This is a genomic window from Xanthomonas sacchari (assembly GCF_024266585.1).
Taxonomy (GTDB): domain Bacteria; phylum Pseudomonadota; class Gammaproteobacteria; order Xanthomonadales; family Xanthomonadaceae; genus Xanthomonas_A; species Xanthomonas_A sacchari_C.
The window spans coordinates 2,108,731-2,128,211 of sequence record NZ_CP100647.1; the positions used below are offsets into that span (position 1 = coordinate 2,108,731).

Below are 19,481 nucleotides of genomic sequence, written 5' to 3' on the forward strand. Positions count from 1 at the left end.
CGAGGGGGCGCAAGCCTAACCGACGGTTGCGCAACGGAGGAATCACACATGGCCTGGAGGTGCCCAGGCGTCGCGTGCGCTGGCGGGCAGGGACGCGCCCGGCCCTCGTGCACGGCACAAGGGTTGGCGTGCCGCACAGTTCCGGCGTACCGCGCGGCGCCACCGCGCGTTTTGTACTACGCTCGGCGCGTGCGGTCGCGCGTCGGCAGGCCGTTCGCCAGGCGGCATCGTGGAGACGCCGCAGGCGCGTCATCCGCACCTACGGCGCCGACGCATCCCAGGGGGACACCATATGAACGACTCGCACCGCGCTGCCGGCTCCGTGCCGACCGATCACGCCGGCCTGCTCTCGAAGGAACGCATCGTCGCCCGGCCGGGCTTCAACCGCTGGCTGGTGCCGCCGGCGGCGCTGGCGATCCATCTGTGCATCGGCATGGCCTACGGCTTCAGCGTGTTCTGGCTGCCGCTGTCCAAGGCGCTGGGCATCACCGAGGCGGTGGCCTGTCCGGCCGACATGGGGTTCCTGGCGCGCATCGTCTCGGCCAGTTGCGACTGGAAGATCAGCGAGCTGCAGTGGATGTACACGCTGTTCTTCGTCCTGCTGGGCTGTTCGGCGGCGCTGTGGGGCGGGTGGCTGGAACGCGCCGGCCCGCGCAAGGCCGGCGTGGTCGCGGCGCTGTGCTGGTGCGGCGGGCTGGTGATCTCGGCGCTGGGCATCCACCTGCACCAGATCTGGCTGCTGTGGCTGGGCTCGGGCGTGATCGGCGGCATCGGCCTGGGGTTGGGCTACATCTCGCCGGTATCGACGCTGATCAAGTGGTTCCCGGACCGCCGCGGCATGGCCACCGGCATGGCGATCATGGGCTTCGGCGGCGGCGCGATGATCGGCAGCCCGCTGGCCGACATGCTGATGCGGCATTTCGCCGGCCCGCACTCGGTCGGGGTGAAGGAAACCTTCCTGGTCATGGCCGCGCTGTACTTCGTGTTCATGATGGCCGGCGCGTTCGGCTACCGGGTGCCGCCGAGCGGCTGGACCCCGGCCGGTTGGACCGCGCCGGCGGCCAGCGCCAACGCGATGATCACCGCCCACCACGTGCACGTGCGCAAGGTCTGGGGCATCCCGCAGTTCTGGCTGCTGTGGGGCGTGCTGTGCCTGAACGTGTCGGCCGGCATCGGCGTGATCGGCATGGCCTCGCCGATGTTGCAGGAGGTCTTCGGCGGCCGCCTGATCGGGGTGAACGCCGACTTCGGCGGCCTCGATCCCACGCAACTGGCCGCCATCGCCGCCATCGCCGCCGGCTTCACCGGCCTGCTCAGCCTGTTCAACATCGGCGGCCGCTTCTTCTGGGCCAGCATGTCCGACAAGCTCGGCCGCAAGCACACCTACTCGCTGTTCTTCGTGCTCGGCATCGCCCTGTACGCGGCCGCGCCGTGGGCCGGCAAGGTCGGCGGCAGCGCGCTGTTCGTCGGCATCTTCTGCGTGATCGTGTCGATGTACGGCGGCGGCTTCGCCACCATCCCGGCCTACCTGGCCGACCTGTTCGGCACGCAGATGGTCGGCGCCATCCACGGCCGCCTGCTCACCGCCTGGGCTACCGCCGGCATCCTCGGTCCGGTGGTGGTCGGCTACATGCGCGAGTACCAGCTGGGCATGGGCGTGCCGCCATCACAGGTGTACAACACGACCATGTACATCCTGGCGGGGATGCTGGTGCTGGGCCTGATCTGCAACCTGTTGGTACGGCCGGTGGCGGCCAGGCACTTCATGACCGAGCAGGAACTGGCCGCGGAGAAGCAACTGGCCCACGAGAAGGTCGGCGGCGGCGGCCAGGTGGCGCCGGATGCGGCGCAGCTGGCGCTGGTGGGCCGCGGCGGCAACCCGCTGCTGCTGGCGCTGGCCTGGCTGGCGGTCGGCGTGCCGATGCTGTGGGGCATCTGGGTCACCCTGCAGAAAGCGTTCGTGCTGTTCCACTGAGTCCGGAGGGTTGCGATGTATTCGGGTGCGTCATCCCGACCAGGCGCGGTCGCGCGCGGCGTGCGTCGCCACCGCGACGGGCGCACGACCGTCGCCCAGGACCTGGTGGCGGCCGAAGTGCCGGTGGCGTTCGCCTACAACGACACGCCGTTCGCGGTGATGATGGCCACGCCGGAGGACCTGGAGGATTTCGCGCTGGGCTTCTCGCTCAGCGAGGGCATCGTCGCGGCGCCGGCGCAGTTGCGCATCGAGGCCGTGGAGACCTACCTGGAAGGCATCTCGCTGCGCTTGCGGATCCCGCTGGCGCAGGCCGCCGCGCTACAGGCGCGGCGCCGCAACCTGGACGGGCGCAGCGGTTGTGGCGTGTGCGGCAGCGAGTCGCTGGAGGCGGTGCTGCGCGCACCGCGGCCGGTGCCGGCCGGCACCCCGATCACGCCCGCGGCGCTGGCCCGGGCCCTGCGCGCCTTGCGCGCGCAGCAGGCCCTCAACGCGCTGACCGGCGCCACCCATGCCGCGGCCTGGGCCGACGCGCAGGGCGATCTGCAACTGATCCGCGAGGACGTCGGCCGCCACAACGCGCTGGACAAGCTGATCGGCGCACTGGTCGGCGCCGGTCTCGATGCGGGCGCCGGTTTCGCCGTGGTCACCAGCCGCGCCAGCTACGAGATGGCGATGAAGGCCACGCAGGCCGGCATCCCGCTGCTGGCCGCGATCTCCGCGCCGACCGCGCTGGCGGTGGCGCTGGCCGACAGCGCCGGCCTGACCCTGATCGGTTTCGCCCGCGACCACGATTACGTCATTTACAGCCATCCGCAGCGCCTAGCGCAGATAGAACCCGCCGGAGAGCCCGCATGAACAAGAAGACCATCCAACCCTATACGCAGCCGGCCGGCGGCTGGGGCGCGCTGCGCGCCGTGGCCAAGCACCTGATGGAGCAGGATGTGGCGGTGCAGGGCGCCAAGACCCTGCTGCACGCCAACCAGCCCGACGGTTTCGACTGCCCCGGCTGCGCCTGGCCCGACCGCGACCACACCTCGACCTTCGAGTTCTGCGAGAACGGCGCCAAGGCGGTGGCCGCCGAATCCACCGCGCGCCGCGCCACTCCCGAGCTGTTCGCCCAGCACAGCGTCGCGCAACTGGCCCGCTACAGCGACTACTGGCTGGAGGGGCAGGGCCGGCTGACCCAGCCGCTGCGCTACGACGCCGACACCGGCCACTACGTGCCGGTGGACTGGGACGCGGCGTTCGCGCTGATCGCCAGTCATCTCAACGGCCTGGCCTCGCCGGACGAGGCGATCTTCTACACCTCCGGCCGCACCAGCAACGAGGCCGCGTTCCTGTACCAGCTGTTCGTGCGCGAGTTCGGCACCAACAACTTCCCGGATTGCTCCAACATGTGCCACGAGCCGTCCGGCACCGCGCTGAAGGCGCAGATCGGGGTCGGCAAGGGCACGGTGTCGCTGCAGGATTTCGAACTGGCCGATGCGATCTTCATCTTCGGCCAGAACCCCGGCACCAACCATCCGCGCATGCTCGGCGAGCTGCGCCAGGCGGCCAAGCGCGGCGCGGCGATCGTCTCGTTCAACCCGCTGCGCGAGCGCGGCCTGGAGAAGTTCGCCGACCCGCAGGACAAGCTGCAGATGCTGCACAACGGCTCCACGCGGATCTCCTCGGACTACTTCCAGCTGAAGATCGGCGGCGACCTGGCCGCGGTCAAGGGCATCATCAAGCACGTGCTGGAGCGCGACGCCGAGGCCGCCGGCAGCGGCCAGCCGCGGCTGCTGGACCTGGAGTTCATCGAGCGCCATACCGTGGGCTTCGAGGCCTTCGCCGCCGAGGTCGCCGCCGAGCCGTGGGACACCATCGTCGAGGAGTCGGGGCTGAGCGAGGCCGAGGTGCGCAAGGCCGGAGAGATCTACCTCGCGTCGGAGCGGCTGATCGCCTGCTGGGGCATGGGCATCACCCAGCACAAGCATTCGGTGGCCACCATCCAGATGATCGCCAACCTGTTGCTGCTGCGCGGCCATCTCGGCCGCCCCGGCGCCGGCGCCTGCCCGGTGCGCGGCCACAGCAACGTGCAGGGCGACCGCACCATGATGATCTACGAGAAGCCGCCGGAAGCGTTCCTGGATCGGTTGCAGGCGGTGTTCGGGTTCGCGCCGCCGCGCGCGCCCGGCTACGACACGGTCGGCGCGATCGAGGCGATGGCCGACGGCCGCGCCAAGGTGTTCTTCGCCATGGGCGGCAATTTCGCCACCGCCACGCCGGATACCGAGGCCACCCACCGCGCGCTGCGCCGCTGCGCGCTGACCGTGCACGTGACCACCAAGCTCAACCGCAGCCACCTGGTGCACGGCCGCGACGCGCTGATCCTGCCGTGCCTGGGCCGCACCGAGATCGACATCCAGGAGGGCGGGCCGCAGCACGTCAGCGTCGAGGATTCGATGAGCATGGTGCACCTGTCCGGCGGCATCAATCCGCCGGCCTCGCCGCAGTTGCGGTCCGAACCGGCGATCGTGGCGGGCCTGGCCGAGGCCACGCTCGGCGCGCGCAGTACGGTGCGCTGGCGCTGGCTGGTCGCCGACTACGACCGCATCCGCGACCTGATCGCGCAGATGTTCGACGATTTCGCCGACTTCAACACGCGGGTGCGGGTGCCCGGCGGCTTCCGCCTGTCCAACGACGCGCGCGACCGCGTGTGGGACACGCCCGAGGGCCGCGCGGTGTTCAAGGCGCATGCGGTGCCCACCGACAACCCGATCCACCGCGCGCGCCGCCAGCACCCGGGGCAACTGGTGTTCACCCTGGCCACCACACGCTCGCACGACCAGTACAACACCACCATCTATGGCCTGGACGACCGCTACCGCGGTGTGTTCGGCGAGCGCCGGGTGCTGTTCATCAACGCCGCCGACATCGCCGACCTGGGCCTGCACGCCGGCGACTGGGTGGATCTGCACAGCCTGTGCGAGGACGGCGTGCCGCGCCAGGCCAAGCGCTTCATGCTGGTCGCCTACAACATCCCGCGCGGCTGCCTGGCGGCCTACTACCCGGAAACCAACGCGCTGGTGCCGTTGTCCAGCTTCGCCGACGAGGCGCGCACACCGACCTCCAAGTCGATTCCGGTGGTGGTCACCCCACACCTGGCCGAGGCCGCCGCGGCCGCTCCGCGCGACATCGGTGTGGCGCTTGTCCGCTGATCCGCTGCTGACCGCACGTCTGCTGCAACTGCTGGCCGAGGCGCCGGAGGGCATGGTCCTGGCGCGCGTGTGCAAGCGCCTGGACGTGCGCATGAGCGTACTGCTGCGCACCTTGGCCTGGCTCGGCGATGCCGAGCTCGCCCGGCAGGCGGGGCCGGGCTGGGTGCGGGTGGAACGTGCGGGCGAACGCGAGCTGGCGGTGCTGACCGCCGCCGGCCGCGCGCAACTGCGGCAGTAGGCGCTGCGCCCCCGCCATTCGAGGCGGTTGTCGATGTCTGCACGCTGCGCCGTGGGCGGTCTGGCAAGCGGGCCTGCCCCCCGCGCCTGGCCCGACGCTCTCTTTCGACATCGACATCGACATCGGTGCGCGTGCGCTATCGGCGCGCATGCGCTGCCGGCGTGCGTGCGGCCGGTGTCGTTGCCCCATCCCGACAGGCGCAGTGCGCTCGTGCGCGTGCAGGGGCGTCGTATCGGAACTGCACAGGTCCAGTTTTTGCGTTAACGGGCGCACGCGAAAATAGATAATCAATTCTCGTTGCGTGGGCATGTAAGTTTCATGCTTTCCCGCGGTAAGTGACCCAGTCGCGCTTTGGCGCATTTGGAGCGCAAACGTCTTCCCCAGTCTCAATCCGTGAGAATGCCGGATTCGACGCTGTGGTCGTTTTCATGAAACTGACCCACGCGTCCGCTCGGAGAATCGGGCCTTGCCGCCCCCCGATGCTTGGTTGCCGGCGCCGACAGCTCGCTGATCGCCGGCTACGGCAGCACCCAGACCGCGGGCTACAACAGCACCCTGACCACGGGCTATGGCAGTACCCAGACCGCCCAGGAGAGCAGTTCCCTCACCGCCGGCTACGGCAGCACCTCGACGGCCGGCTACGACAGCTCGTTGACCGCCGGTTATGGCAGCACGCAAACCGCCGGCTACAAGAGCACGCTGACGGCCGGCTATGGCAGCACCTCGACCGCCGGCCACGACCGCTCGTTGATCGCCGGCTACGGCAGTACCCAAACGGCCGGGTATGAGAGCACCTTGACCGCGGGCTACGGCAGTTCGCTGACCGCGCAGCAGAACAGCTCGTTGACCGCCGGCTACGGCAGTACCGAGATCGCCGGTTACGCCAGCACGCTGATCGCCGGCTACGGCAGTTCCCAGACCGCCGGCTACGAGAGCACGTTGACCGCCGGCTATGGCAGTACCCAGATGGCCGAGCACAGCAGTTCGCTGACGGCAGGCTACGGCAGCACCGGCGTCGCCGGGCAGGACAGTTCGCTGATCGCCGGCTACGGCAGCAATCTGACCAGCGGCGTGCGCAGCTTCCTGACGGCCGGCTACGGCAGCAACCTGATCGCCAGCTACGGAAGCTCGCTGATCGCCGGCCACGACTGCATCCAGATCGCCGGCCACAAAAGCATGCTGATCGCCGGCAAGGGCAGCTCCCAGACCGCGGGGTCGCGCAGCACCCTGATCGCCGGTGCGGACAGCGTGCAGACCGCCGGCGACCGCAGCAAGCTGATCGCCGGCGCCGACAGCACCCAAACCGCCGGCGATCGCAGCAAGCTGTTGGCCGGACGCAACAGCCACCTCACCGCGGGCGACCGGAGCAGGCTCACCGCCGGGGACGACAGCACGCTGATGGCCGGCGACCGCAGCAAGCTGACCGCCGGCAAGAACAGCGTCTTGACCGCCGGTGCCCGCAGCAGGCTGATCGGCAGCCTGGGGTCGACGCTGACCGGCGGGGAGAACTCCACGCTTATTTTCCGCTGCTGGGATGGCGAGCGCTACACCAACCTCGTGGTCACCACCGGCGAGCAAGGCGTGGAAGCCGACATGCCGTACCAGGTCGATGCGCAGGGCAACCTGGTCGGCAAGGGCGACGACGCGGAGGTGGTGGAGCAGGCGCCGTGCCTGCCGTTGGAGTGCGATCCGGGCGTTGTCGAGGAGGTGCACGATGTCTGAGGGGCGAGGCGACCGCGGCGCCGGCGGCCGCCGCGGGACCGGGGCGGCGGCGGGAGCCGCACGGTCGCGCGGATAGTCCGTTTGCCGGGCTTTCCCAGTCGTGCCCGGATGTGCCCGTGCGAGGTGCGCGCGGGCACATCCCTGCTCGGTGGCGGCGCCGGCGTTGGTGCCGCTGTCGGGCGGCGTGCGATGTCCTGGGGTGGTCACGGCCGTCGCGGCGGTCGCCCACCGCCGGCAAGCGGGAGTGCGCGGGCGCTCCGCTGTTCGAGGGGCGGACGCGCGCAGCGCGGCATGGGCCGGCCGCACGACGCTGCGAAAGGCGAGGCGATCTGCCAGAATCGCAGGCGTTGTCCGCCAATGCCGAGTCCATGAGCGCCGTCGCGTCTCCCGTTCCGCCCGTCAACTCGCCACGTCGCGTGCTGCTGGCCAGTCTGGTCGGCACCACCATCGAGTTCTTCGATTTCTATATCTACGCCACCGCCGCGGTGCTGGTGTTCCCCAAGCTGTTCTTCCCCGCAGGCGATTCCGATGCGGCGCAGCTGCAGTCGCTGGCGACCTTCGCCGTGGCCTTCGTCGCGCGGCCGCTGGGGTCGGCGCTGTTCGGCCATTTCGGCGACCGCGTGGGGCGCAAGGCGACCCTGGTGGCGGCGCTGCTGACCATGGGCCTGTCCACCGTGCTGATCGGCCTGCTGCCCAGCTACGACCGTATCGGCCTGTGGGCGCCGGCGTTGCTGGTGCTGTGCCGCTTCGGCCAGGGCCTGGGCCTGGGCGGGGAATGGGGCGGGGCGGTGCTGCTGGCCACCGAGAACGCGCCGCCGGGCAAGCGCGCCTGGTACGGCATGTTCCCGCAGCTGGGGGCGCCGCTGGGCTTCCTGCTGTGCTCGGGCATCTTCCTGGTGCTGGACGCGTGGCTGGACGAGGCGCAATTCCTGCGTTGGGGCTGGCGCATTCCGTTCGTCGCCAGTGCCCTGTTGGTGATCACCGGGCTGTGGGTGCGCCTGCGCATTCACGAGACCCCGGATTTCCAGCGCGCGCTCGACCGCAACGAGCGCGTGCGCCTGCCGATGCTCACGGTGCTGTCGCAGCACGCCGGCGCGACGGTGCTGGGCACGTTCGCCGTGCTGGCGACCTTCGTGCTGTTCTACCTGATGACGGTGTTCGCGCTGGGCTACGGCACCACCACGCTGCACTACAGCCGCGAGCAGTTCCTGCTGCTGCAGATGGCCGGCATCCTGTTCTTCGCCGCCGGCATCCCGCTGTCGGCCTGGTATGGCGACCTCCGCGGCACGCGCCCGGCGATGCTCGTGGCCAGCGTGGTGATCGTCGCGTTCGGGTTGCTGTTCGCGCCGCTGTTCCAGGCCGGGCAGCCCTGGCAGGTGCTGGGCTTCCTGGCGCTGGGGTTCTTCTTCATGGGCCTGACCTACGGCCCCTGTGGCACGCTGCTGGCCGAGCTGTTTCCGGTGCCGGTGCGCTACACCGGCGCCTCGCTGTCGTTCAACCTGGCCGGCATCCTCGGCGCGGCGCCGGCGCCCTACGTGGCGGTGTGGCTGGCCAAGCACTACGGGTTGCCGTGGGTGGGCTACTACCTCAGTGCGGCGGCGCTGCTGACCTTGCTGGCGCTGCTGGCGATTCGCCGACCGCGTCGCTGAGCGCCGGTTCCTCGGCGGGGGCGCACTCGACCCGGTTACGGCCGCCGGCCTTGGCCAGGTACAGGTGTTTGTCGGCCTCGGTCAGCAGTGGATGCAGGCTCTGCCGCTGCGGCCCGCTGTTGCTGATGCCGATGCTGATGGTGAGGTGCAGCATCTGCGTGCCCACCGGGATCTTGAGGTCGGCGATGCGCGCGCGCAGGGCCTCGAAGTAGTCGATGGCGGCCGCGGCGTCCAGGCCCGGCACCAGCATGCAGAACTCCTCGCCGCCGAAGCGCGCCACCATGTCCTGCGGGCGGGCGTGCGCGGCCAGGGTCGCGGCGACCGCGCGCAGCGCCTCGTCGCCGGCCTCGTGGCCGCAGGTGTCGTTGATGTGCTTGAAATGGTCGATGTCGAGCATCGCCACGCTGACCGGTTGCTGCCGCGCCAGCCACTGCGGCAGCAGGCGCTGGCTCTGTTCGAGGAAGTGCCGGCGGTTGGGCAGGCTGGTGAGGAAATCGCGCGTCGCCAGGTCCTGCAGGGTGCCGATCAGCTCCAGCTGATCCACGTTCTGCGAGACCCGGCAGAAGAATTCCTCGCGCGAGAACGGCTTTCGCAGGAAGTCGTTGGCGCCGTTCTTGAGGAAGCGCGGCACCAGCGACGGGTCGTTGTTGCCGGACAGGCCGATCACCGCCAGCATGTCGCGCGCGCGCAACGCGCGCAGCCGCCGGGTGAACTCCACGCCTTCCATGCCCGGCATTTCCTGGTCCACCACCGCCAGGCGGATGGACGGGTTGGCTTCGATCGCGCGCAACCCGGCGGCGCCGTCGGCGGCCTCGATCACGCGGTAGCCGTACATCTTCAGCAGCGAGGCCGCGTAGGCGCGCGCCGACGGCGAATCGTCCACCACCAGCGCGGTGATGGCGCGGTTGCGTGCCAGCCGCTGCACCAGCCAGGCCAGGTAGTCGATGCTGTCCGGCGCGTTCTTCAACACGAAGTCGATGATCTGCTGGGTCAGGATGCGCTTGCGCAGGCTTTCGTCGTAGACCCCGCTGACCACCACCGTCGGCAAGCCGCGCGCGATGAAGAAATCCACCACGGTGTCGCGGTCGCCGTCGGCCAGCACCAGCCCGGTCAGCGCCAGGAACCAGGAGCCGCCATCGTCCAGGGCGGCGGCGGCCTCGGCCAGGGTGGAGACCACGGTGACCGGCAGTTCCACCCGCTGTTCGATCGCCGCGCGCAACAGGTCGGTGAAGGTGCGCGAGTTTTCCACCAGCAGGATGCGCTGCTGTGCGGGGCTGCCGTCGGGGGCGATCGGGGAGATCGACAACGGGTGCGACATGCATGCCTCGCGGGCGGCAATCGGGGGGTAGCCCGGGTAGCGGCCGCGCGCGCGCAAACTTGAGGGCGGCGCGCTGCTACCAGAGTGCGTCGCGCAGCTTGTACCAGGACATCGCCGCCACCAGCAGCGGCGTGCGCAGCAGGCGGCCGCCGGGGAACGGCGCGTGCGGAATCCGCGCGAACACGTCCAGCCGTTGCGCCTGCCCGGCGATCGCCGCGGCGATGACCGCCCCGGCCAGGCCGGTGGCGGCCACGCCATGGCCGGAGAAGCCCTGCGCGAAGTACACGTTCGGGGTCAGCCGGCCCCAATGCGGGGCACGGTTGCGGGTGATGTCGACGTAGCCGCCCCAGACCGACTCCATTTCGACCTGGCGCAGTTGCGGGAACACCCGCCGCATGCGCCGGGTCATCACCCCGCGCAGGCCCGGCGGCGGCAGCGACGAATAGCTGGCACGGCCGCCGAACAGCAGCCGGTGGTCGCGGCTGAGGCGGAAGTAGTCCAGCGCCCAGTTGACGTCGGCCACCGCCATGTCGTTGCCGATCAGCGCGCGGGCCAGCGCCTCGCCCAGCGGCGCGCTGGCGCCGATGTAGGTGCCGACCGGCATGATCCGCGACTCCAGTTCCGGGGCGATGCCGCGTAGCCAGGCATTGCCGGCGAGGATGGCGAACTCGCCTTCGGCCTCGCCGTGCGCGCTGCGCAGGATCGGCCGCGCGCCGCGCACCAGGTGCGTGACCGGGGTTCGCTCGTAGATGCGCACCCCGGCGGCCAGCGCCGCCCGTGCCAGGCCGCGCGCGTAGTCCAGCGGATGCAGGTGCCCGCTGGCCGCGTCGTACATCGCGCCCAGGTAGCGCGGGCTGCGCAGCTGCGACTGCAACTGCGTGCGGTCCCACCATTGCAGCGGATAGTCGTAGCGCTGCGCCATCTCGATGATGCCGGCGCGCAGCGCACGTTCCTGGCGCGGCTTGATCGCCACGTGCGCGTGCCCGTCGCGCCAGTCGCAGGCGATGCCATGGCGGGCGATGCGGGTGCGCAGCAAGTGCATGCCGTCGCGGGAGAAGTCGAACAGCAGCCGCGCATCGTCCTGGCCGAGCAGGGCTTCCAGGGTGTGTTGTTCGCAACCGTAGCCGACGATGGCCTGCCCCCCGTTGCGCCCGGAGGCACCCCATCCGACCCGTTGCGCCTCCAGCACCACCACCCGATACCCGGCCTCGGCCAGGGCCAGCGCCGCACTCAGCCCGGTATAGCCGGCGCCGAGGATGCACACGTCGGCCTGCACCCGTCCGCGCAGCGGTTCCTGCGCCGGGAACGGCGTGGCGCTTTGTGTGTACCAGGAAGCGTCGGGAAGGGGGACTCGGGAATCGGGAATGGGAGAAGCGCTGGTCATGGCCGCGCACTGCTGCGGTGGCGCTGGCACACCATGCCCTGGGCGGCAGGCGCTTTCGCTGTTGCTGCTTTCGATTCCCGCTTCTCCATTCCCGATTCCCCGCCGTCAAACCGTGCGCAAATACCAGCGATAGTCCACATCGCTGACCTGCGCCTGGAAATCCAGCAGTTCGCGGCGCTTCTGCTGGCCGTAGATATGCCGGAAGCGCGCGCCGAAGGCGGTGGCGGCGAAGTCGCTGGCCAGGAAGCGGGCGATCGCGCCGCGCCAGTCCGGTTCGCGCGCGGGGTGCTGGGTATAGGCGTTGCCCTGGGTCGGCGGGCCCGGATCGAGGCCCTGCGCCAGGCCGTGTTCGATGCCGGCCAGGACCGCCGCGGCGACCAGGTAGGGATTGGCGTCGGCGCCGGCGATGCGGTGTTCGATGCGGGTGTTGGCCGGGTCGCTGTGCGGCACCCGCATCGCCACGGTGCGGTTGTTGAAGCCCCAGCTGTCGTTGAGCGGGACGAAGGCATTGGCGACGAAGCGCCGGTAGCTGTTGGCGTGCGGCGCGAACAACAGCAGGCAGTCCTCGGCGCTGCGCTGCAGCCCGCCGATGGCATGCCGCAAGGGCGCGGCCGGCCCCTGCGGGGTGCAGGCGAACAGGTTGTGGCCGGCGCCATCGAGCAGGCTCACGTGTAGGTGCAGGCCGCTACCGGACTGCGCGGCGAACGGCTTGGCCATGAAGCTGGCGAGCAGCCCCTGCTGCTGCGCGATCGCCTTGATCGCGCGCTTGAGCAGCACCGCGTCGTCGCAGGCGGCCAGCGCATCGGCGCGGTGCTTGAGGTTGATCTCGAACTGGCCGGGCGCGTATTCGGCGACCGCGGTGTCGGCCGGGATGCCCTGCGCGCGGCAGGCCTGCGCGACCGCGTCGGTGAAGCCGCGCTGGTCGTCCAGTTCCTGCATGTAGTAGACCTGGGTGCTGTCGTTGCGCCGCCCGCTGTGGGCTTGCAGCGGCGGCTGCGGGCGTCCGTTCGCATCGGCGTGCGGGTCGAACAGGTAGAACTCCAGCTCCACCGCGATCACCGGGGTCAGTCCGCGCGCCTGCAGGCGGGCCACTACCTGCGCCAGCACCTGGCGCGGAGCGAAGTCGAGTGCGCCGCCGGCGCCGTCCTGCATCGCCAGCAGCAGTTGCGCCGACGGTACCGGCGCCCATGGCACCGGCCGCAGGCTGCCGGGCACCGGGAAACACAGCCGGTCCTCGTCGCCGATGTCGTAGCCCAGTCCGGTTTCCTCGACGGTGTTGCCGGTGATGTCGGTGGCGATCAGCGACATCGGCAGGCACACCCCGTCGCGGTAGACCTTGTCCAGCGCGTCGCGGGCGATGCGCTTGCCGCGCAGTAGGCCGTTGCAGTCCGGCAGCAGCAGGTCGATCTGCTCGCAGCCGGCGATGCACTGCAGGGTCTGGGCATCCTCCGGGGGCAGCAGCGGAGCATCGTGCATGCGGGTCATCGCGGCGGACGGCGGGAATGCTTCGAGCTTAGCAGAGCGCCGTGGCGTCAAGAATACTCAACAGGCGCCGGGTACGATGCGCGGACGTGCGGTCGCGCTATCGTGCGGCGGTGGCCCGGTTTTGCCGAGTGGCAGGCAGCAATTGCTGCGTTGCGCTGCTCAGGTCACGGCATCGCGCACTCGGTCTGTGCCGTGTTCCGCATTGCCTCGTGTTGTAAAAATAAAACGCCCGCGGTAACTTGCGACGACGCCACACGAGTTCTTCGCATGGCCGTATCGCCCCTGGTCGGCGTGCCGACCGACCGCAAGCTCATCGGCCATCATCCGTTCCTGGCCGCGGGCGAAAAGTATCTGCGCGCCGCCGTCGATGGCGCCGGGGTGACCCCGGTGCTGCTGCCGTCGCTGCAGCCGCCGGTCGATGCCCGCGCCTGGCTGACGCGGCTCGACGGCCTGTTGCTGACCGGTGCGGTCAGCAACATCGAGCCGCATCACTACAGCGACGAGCCGAGCTGGCTCGGCAACCCGCACGACCCGGCGCGCGACGCCAACACGCTGGACCTGATTCCGCAGGCGATCTCGCTGGGCCTGCCGATCCTGGCGATCTGCCGCGGCTTCCAGGAAGTCAACGTCGCCCTCGGCGGTACCCTGCACCAGAAGGTGCACGCGCAGCCGGGGCTGTCCGATCACCGCGAGGATCCGCAGGCGACGCTTGAGGCGCAGTACGCACCGGCGCACGAGGTGACGCTCAGCGAAGGCGGCTGGCTGGAGGAGATCGCCGGCTGCGGGCGGGTGCGGGTCAATTCGCTGCACGGCCAGGGCGTGGCCCGGCTCGGCGGCGACCTGATCGTCGAGGCGCTGGCACCGGACGGGCTGGTCGAGGCCTTCCGCGGCATCGGTCCCGGTTTCCTGCTCGGCGTGCAATGGCATCCGGAGTGGCGGGTGCTCGACGACCCGTTCTATCTCGGCATCTTCCAATCCTTCGGCGACGCCTGTCGCCACTATGCGGCCACCCGCAGGCGCTGATTCCCATGGCCAGTCGATCCCGATCGCGCAAGCACACGCCGGAACAGCAGGAAAGTTCGCTGCGGCGCTGGCTCAAGGAGCGCCACATCACCGAGGTCGAGTGCCTGGTGCCCGACATCACCGGCAATGCCCGCGGCAAGATCATCCCCGCCGCCAAGTTCTCGCACGACTACGGCACGCGCCTGCCCGAAGGCATCTTCGCCACCACCGTCACCGGCGACTATCCGGACGACTATTACGACCTGACCTCGCCGTCGGATTCGGACATGCAGCTGCGCCCGGACCCGGATACGGTGCGGATGGTGCCGTGGGCCGCCGACCCTACCGCGCAGGTGATCCACGATTGCTACACCAAGGAAGGCCAGCCGCACGAACTGGCGCCGCGCAACGTGTTGCGCGGGGTGCTGGCGGCATATGCGGCGATCGGCTGCAAGCCGGTGGTGGCGCCGGAGCTGGAGTTCTTCCTGGTGCAGAAGAACACCGATCCGGATTTCCCGCTGCTGCCGCCGGCCGGCCGCTCGGGGCGGCCGGAGACGGCGCGGCAGTCGTATTCGATCGACGCGGTCAACGAGTTCGATCCGATCCTGGACCTGATGTACGACTATTGCGATGCGATGGAACTGGACGTGGACACGTTGATCCACGAATCCGGCGCGGCGCAGCTGGAGGTCAACTTCACTCACGACGACGCGTTGTCGCGTGCGGACCAGGTGTTCCTGTTCAAGCGCACCATGCGCGAGGCGGCGCTGCGCCACGGCGTCTACGCCACGTTCCTGGCCAAGCCGATGGAGAACGAGCCGGGCAGTGCGATGCACATCCACCAGAGTCTGGTGGACAAGCACGGCAAGAACGTCTTCAGCGGCCGCCGTGCCGGCGAGTACAGCCGCACCTTCGCCCATTATCTGGCGGGCCTGCAGAAGTACGTGCCGATGGCGATGGCGTTCTTCGCGCCCAACGTCAATTCCTACCGCCGGCTGATGTTCGGCGAGGTGTCGCCGAGCAACGTGCTGTGGGGTTTCGACAACCGCACCTGCGGCCTGCGGGTGCCGATCGATACGATCGAGAACATGCGCGTGGAAAGCCGCTTTGCCGGTTCCGATGCCAATCCCTATCTGGCGATGGCGGCAACGCTGGCCTGCGGCCTGCTCGGGATCCGCGAGAAGCTCGAGCCGACCGAGCCGACCACGGGCAGTGGCAAGGAGATGGGCTATCAGTTGCCGCGCTCGCTGGGCGAGGCGCTGGACGAGCTGGAGCGCTGCGCGCCGTTGCAGGAGTTGTTGGGTCCGCGCTTCGTGCGGGCGTACATTTCGGTCAAGCGCAAGGAGTACGAGACGTTCTTCCGGGTGATCAGCTCGTGGGAGCGGGAGTTCCTGTTGTTGAACGTGTAGGGGGCGGTTCGCGCTAGCCAGCCAGAACATCGAGGTTGCCGTTGCCGTTGCCGTTGCCGCTGCTGTTGCTGTTGCTGTTGCTCCTGACGTTGCTCTTGCTCCGGACGTTGATGTTGCTTTTGCCTTACCGGGTTCCCTTCCGGAGCGGCGAACCAGGCGGGAAAAACCTGAAGGGCGGCGCACATGGATGTGCGCCGTCCGCGGCAGGGGCAGGGCTCGCCGGAAAAAGGCGAAGCACTGCTTCGCCCCGGCGGGCGGGCTGGCGCCGCGAGGCGACTGCCCCGGACTTGGCTGCGGAGCAGCCAAGCCCCTTCCGCGGATCCCGTCTGGTTCGCGGACCCGGAGCGCGCAGCGCGGAGGGCGCGAAGGCAGGGCGCGCTTGACCAGCCTTCGGCTGTGGTAAAGCGCTTCTTTTGGTTACCTTTTCTTTGCGCGAGCAAAGAAAAGTAACTCGCCCGCAAGGGCGAAAGCCTTTAAAACTTTTGCTGTTGCTACTGCTGTTGATTGAAGTTTGCCTGTCGGACGAGAAGATCTGTAGGAGCGGCTTTAGCCGCGACAGGGACAGTGGACTCTCGCTGTCGCAGCTAAAGCCGCTCCTATGATCCAGCGGTCGCCGCCGCATCAGCTAGAGCAAGAGCAAAGCTTTCGCCTTGCGGCGAGTTACTTTTCTTTGCTTGTGCAAAGAAAAGTAACCAAAAGAAAGCACACCCTGCCTCGCGCCCTCCGCGCTAACGCGCTCCGGGTCCGCGTCCAGCCCGGGGATCCGCGGAAGGGGCATCCTGCCCCTGCCGCGGACGGCGCACATCCATGTGCGCCGCCCCTTCGGGGTTTTTCCCCGGGCTGGCCGCCGCTTCGGAAGGGAACCCGGTAAGTCAAAAGCAACAACAACTGCAACAGCCGAAGCAATAGCAACAACAACAGCAACGGCAAGAACAACAGCAACAGAAACTGCAACAGAAACTGCAACTGTAACTGCAAAGCACGGCCGCGGCGGCGGCCTTGGTATCGACATTGGAGTGGACATGGACCGGATCGACACACGCGCCCTGCAGGACCTGGATGCCGCGCACCACCTGCACCCGTTCAACGACAACGGCGCCCTGGCGCAGAAAGGCACCCGCATCCTCACCCGTGGCGACGGCGCCTACGTCTGGGACGCCGACGGCAACCAGTTGCTCGACGCCTTCGCCGGCCTGTGGTGCGTCAACGTCGGCTACGGGCGCAAGGAACTCGGCCAGGCCGCTGCGCGGCAGATGGAACAGCTCGCGTACTACAACAGCTTCTTCCAGTGCACCACCGAACCCACCATCCGCCTGGCCGCCAAGCTCGCCGAACTGACGCCCGGCGACCTCGACCATGCGTTCTTCACCAACTCCGGCTCCGAGGCCAATGACACCATCCTGCGCCTGGTGCGGCACTTCTGGGCGGTGCAGGACCAGCCGCAGAAGACCATCTTCATCGGCCGCCACGACGGCTACCACGGCACCACCATGGCCGGCGCCAGCCTCGGCGGGATGAAGGGCATGCACCGCCAGGGCGGCTTGCCGATCCCGGACATCCACCACATCGATCCGCCATACCCGTTCGGCGACGGCGCCGACCTGGACCCCGAGGAATACGGCCTGCTGGCCGCGCGGCGGCTGGAGGACAAGATCCTGGAGCTGGGGCCGGAGCGGGTGGCCGCGTTCATCGGCGAACCGATCATGGGCGCGATCGGCGTGTACATCCCGCCGCGCAGCTACTGGCCGGAGATCGAACGCATCTGCCGCCGCTACGACGTGCTGTTGGTCGCCGACGAGGTGATCTGCGGCTTCGGCCGCACCGGCGAATGGTTCGGGGCGCAGCATTTCGGCTTCCAGCCGGACGTGATGACCCTCGCCAAGGGCATCACCTCCGGCTACATCCCGCTCGGCGCGGCGATGTTCGGCAAGCGCGTGGCCACCGTGCTGAAGGAGCAGGGCGGCGAGCTCGCCCACGGCGGCACCTATTCCGGCCACCCGGTGTGCGCGGCGGTGGCGCTGGAAAACCTGCGCCTGCTGCAGGACGAGGGCATCGTCGCACGCGCGCGCAGCGAGATCGCGCCCTACCTGGCGCAGCGCTGGACCGAGCTGGGCGAGCACCGGCTGGTCGGCGAGGCGCGCATCGTCGGCATGATCGGCGCGCTCGAGTTGGTGCCGGACAAGCCGCGCCGGCACTACTTCCCCGAGCGCGGCAAGGTCGGCGCGCTGTGCCGCGACAACGCGCTGCGCCGCGGCCTGATCCTGCGCGCCACCAATGACGCGATGCTGCTGTCGCCGCCGCTGATCCTCAGCCGCGCCCAGGTCGACGAACTGTTCGACAAGGCCTGGTTGGCGCTGGAGGACACGGCGCAGGCGCTGGGCAAATAGCCCGGCGCTGGGTAGTCTGGAGCCTCTCTCTTCCGGATCCGGCGCGCCGCGCGGATCCTTCCGACCCTACATGGACCTGCGGAGACCTGCCATGACCCTGCGACTGCTCACCCTATCCCTGGCCACGGTGCTGCTCGCCGGTTGCGGCGGCTCCGGCAGCGACGCAGGCAAGTCGGGGCAGGAAGAGGCGAAGGTCCTCAATGTGTACAACTATTCGGACTACATCGCCGAGAACACGATTCCCGAGTTCGAGAAGCAGACCGGCATCAAGGTCACCTATGACGTGTTCGACAGCGACGAGATGGTGGAGACCAAGCTGCTGGCCGGTGGCAGCGGCTACGACGTGGTGGTGCCGACGCTGAACTTCTTCGGCCGGCAGATCCAGGCCGGTGTGTTCCTGCCGCTGGACAAGAGCAAGATCCCCAACCTGGCCAATCTCGATCCGCAGATCATGCAGCGCATCGCCCAGCAGGATCCGGGCAACAAGTACGGCGTGCCGTACATGGTCGGCACCACCGGCATCGGCTACAACGTGGACAAGGTCAAGGCCGCGTTCGGCAGCACCGACATCGCCAACAGCTGGGACCTGGTGTTCAAGCCGGAGAACCTGGCCAAGCTCAAGGACTGCGGCGTGACCCTGCTGGATACGCCGTCGGACCTGATCCCGATCGCGCTGCACTACCTGGGCGAGGATCCGCACAGCACCGATCCGGCCAAGATCGAGCAGGCCGCGGCGCTGATCAAGCGCATCCGCCCGTACGTGCAGAACTTCCACTCCTCGCAGTACGTGACCTCGCTGGCCAACGGCAGCACCTGCCTGGCGGTGGGCTGGTCGGGCGACATCATCCAGGCGCGCGACCGCGCCGAGGAAGCCAAGAACGGCGTGCACGTGGCCTATTCGATTCCCAAGGAGGGCGCGCCGCAGTGGTTCGACATGCTGGCCATCCCCAAGGACGCCAAGCATCCGGAGAACGCCTATGCGTTCATCAACTACCTGCTGACGCCGAAGGTGGCCGCGGCCAATACCGACTTCATCCACTACGCCAACCCGGTGCCGAAGGCGACCCCGCTGGTGGACGCGGCGATCCGCAACGACCCCACCATCTATCCGCCGCCGGAAGTGGCCGCGAAGATGTTCACCTATTCGATCAACCCGCCCGAAGTGGACAAGCTGTACACCCGCCTGTGGACGGAGATCAAGACCGGCCGTTGAGCCGCTGGCGTTCGCGCTCCCGGGAGACGCCCTGGGGTTGACCGGGGCAGGCGGCACGCCGCGCTGGTCCCCGGCACGGCCAGGGCGAGCGCATGCGCCCGTTGTGGGAGGGACTTCAGTCCCGACTGCATGCTCCCGACGCACACGGCGTCTTTGCTTCGCGACGAAGGCCGCCGCTAACACGCCCTCCTGCCGCAGCTTGGCAAGCCACGTTGCCCGTAGGAGCGGCGTCAGCCGCGACAGCCTTCCCGGTAACGCCCGTCGCGGCTGAAGCCGCTCCTACAGGGGCAGCGTCCATTCGGCTTGATCGTGGCGAACTTGATCGTGGCGAAGGCATGTGATGGAAGCTGCCCTTAGGTCGCTCCCGCAACGCCCACCAGCGCGCGCGGGGCGCGCCGCCAAGCCGTCGCGGTTGTTATGCGACAGGGACAAAGCCCTCTCTCACCCACGTCGACCAGCCAAGCACTGCGTCCGTTGTGGGAGGGACTTCAGTCCCGAC

Annotated in this window: 12 protein-coding genes and 1 pseudogene; 10 read left to right on the plus strand and 3 right to left on the minus strand. The window is 69.0% G+C overall.

Annotated features, from left to right (window positions below; genetic code table 11):
* Nucleotides 1–292 precede the first annotated feature (292 nt).
* The 6 genes and pseudogenes from NKJ47_RS08555 (at nt 293) to NKJ47_RS08580 (ending at nt 8,784) form a co-directional block, all read left to right on the plus strand.
* Entirely contained in the window at nt 293–1,975 is a 1,683-nt protein-coding gene (locus NKJ47_RS08555; RefSeq protein WP_254461040.1) for an OFA family MFS transporter, read from the plus strand.
* A 15-nt stretch (nt 1,976–1,990) separates the two neighbouring features.
* The gene (fdhD, locus tag NKJ47_RS08560; protein WP_254461041.1) at nt 1,991–2,830 is read left to right on the plus strand and encodes a formate dehydrogenase accessory sulfurtransferase FdhD; all 840 of its coding nucleotides are present in this window, start codon (nt 1,991–1,993) and stop codon (nt 2,828–2,830) included.
* Complete coding sequence (locus tag NKJ47_RS08565) at nt 2,827–5,175, plus strand: FdhF/YdeP family oxidoreductase (protein WP_254461042.1); 2,349 nt, start codon at nt 2,827–2,829, stop codon at nt 5,173–5,175. Before fdhD ends, NKJ47_RS08565 begins: the two co-directional genes overlap by 4 nt.
* Nucleotides 5,165–5,413 carry a hypothetical protein gene (locus NKJ47_RS08570; RefSeq protein WP_254461043.1) on the plus strand — a complete coding sequence of 83 codons (249 nt, stop codon included), beginning with the start codon at nt 5,165–5,167 and terminating at the stop codon, nt 5,411–5,413. The genes NKJ47_RS08565 and NKJ47_RS08570 overlap by 11 nt, the downstream gene beginning before the upstream one ends.
* Before the next feature lie 489 nt (nt 5,414–5,902).
* Nucleotides 5,903–7,135 (plus strand): annotated as a pseudogene (gene inaX / locus NKJ47_RS08575) (ice nucleation protein); the annotation flags it as partial.
* 368 nt (nt 7,136–7,503) lie between these two features.
* Nucleotides 7,504–8,784 (plus strand): MFS transporter, encoded by a 1,281-nt coding sequence (locus NKJ47_RS08580; RefSeq protein WP_254461044.1) that lies wholly within the window; start codon nt 7,504–7,506, stop codon nt 8,782–8,784.
* Here NKJ47_RS08580 and NKJ47_RS08585 read toward each other — a convergent pair.
* From NKJ47_RS08585 to NKJ47_RS08595, 3 genes are all read right to left on the minus strand, one after another.
* On the minus strand, nt 8,723–10,102 hold the full coding sequence (locus NKJ47_RS08585) for a diguanylate cyclase (protein WP_254461045.1): 1,380 nt from the start codon (nt 10,100–10,102) through the stop codon (nt 8,723–8,725). The genes NKJ47_RS08580 and NKJ47_RS08585 overlap by 62 nt on opposite strands.
* Before the next feature lie 76 nt (nt 10,103–10,178).
* On the minus strand, nt 10,179–11,486 hold the full coding sequence (locus NKJ47_RS08590; protein WP_254461046.1) for an NAD(P)/FAD-dependent oxidoreductase: 1,308 nt from the start codon (nt 11,484–11,486) through the stop codon (nt 10,179–10,181).
* A gap of 105 nt (nt 11,487–11,591) precedes the next feature.
* Nucleotides 11,592–12,971 (minus strand): glutamine synthetase family protein, encoded by a 1,380-nt coding sequence (locus tag NKJ47_RS08595; RefSeq protein ID WP_254461047.1) that lies wholly within the window; start codon nt 12,969–12,971, stop codon nt 11,592–11,594.
* 267 nt (nt 12,972–13,238) lie between these two features.
* On the opposite strand from NKJ47_RS08595, the gene NKJ47_RS08600 reads away from it, so the two are divergent.
* The 4 genes from NKJ47_RS08600 (at nt 13,239) to NKJ47_RS08615 (ending at nt 18,982) form a co-directional block, all read left to right on the plus strand.
* Complete coding sequence (locus tag NKJ47_RS08600; RefSeq protein ID WP_254461048.1) at nt 13,239–13,994, plus strand: gamma-glutamyl-gamma-aminobutyrate hydrolase family protein; 756 nt, start codon at nt 13,239–13,241, stop codon at nt 13,992–13,994.
* A gap of 5 nt (nt 13,995–13,999) precedes the next feature.
* Nucleotides 14,000–15,382 carry a glutamine synthetase family protein gene (locus NKJ47_RS08605; RefSeq protein WP_254461049.1) on the plus strand — a complete coding sequence of 461 codons (1,383 nt, stop codon included), beginning with the start codon at nt 14,000–14,002 and terminating at the stop codon, nt 15,380–15,382.
* A 1,022-nt stretch (nt 15,383–16,404) separates the two neighbouring features.
* A complete protein-coding gene (locus NKJ47_RS08610; RefSeq protein WP_254461050.1) occupies nt 16,405–17,769 on the plus strand; it encodes an aspartate aminotransferase family protein in 1,365 nt (454 codons plus the stop codon).
* 91 nt (nt 17,770–17,860) lie between these two features.
* Nucleotides 17,861–18,982, plus strand: coding sequence for a polyamine ABC transporter substrate-binding protein (locus tag NKJ47_RS08615; RefSeq protein ID WP_254461051.1), 1,122 nt, complete (start codon nt 17,861–17,863; stop codon nt 18,980–18,982).
* The last annotated feature ends 499 nt before the right edge of the window (nt 18,983–19,481 follow it).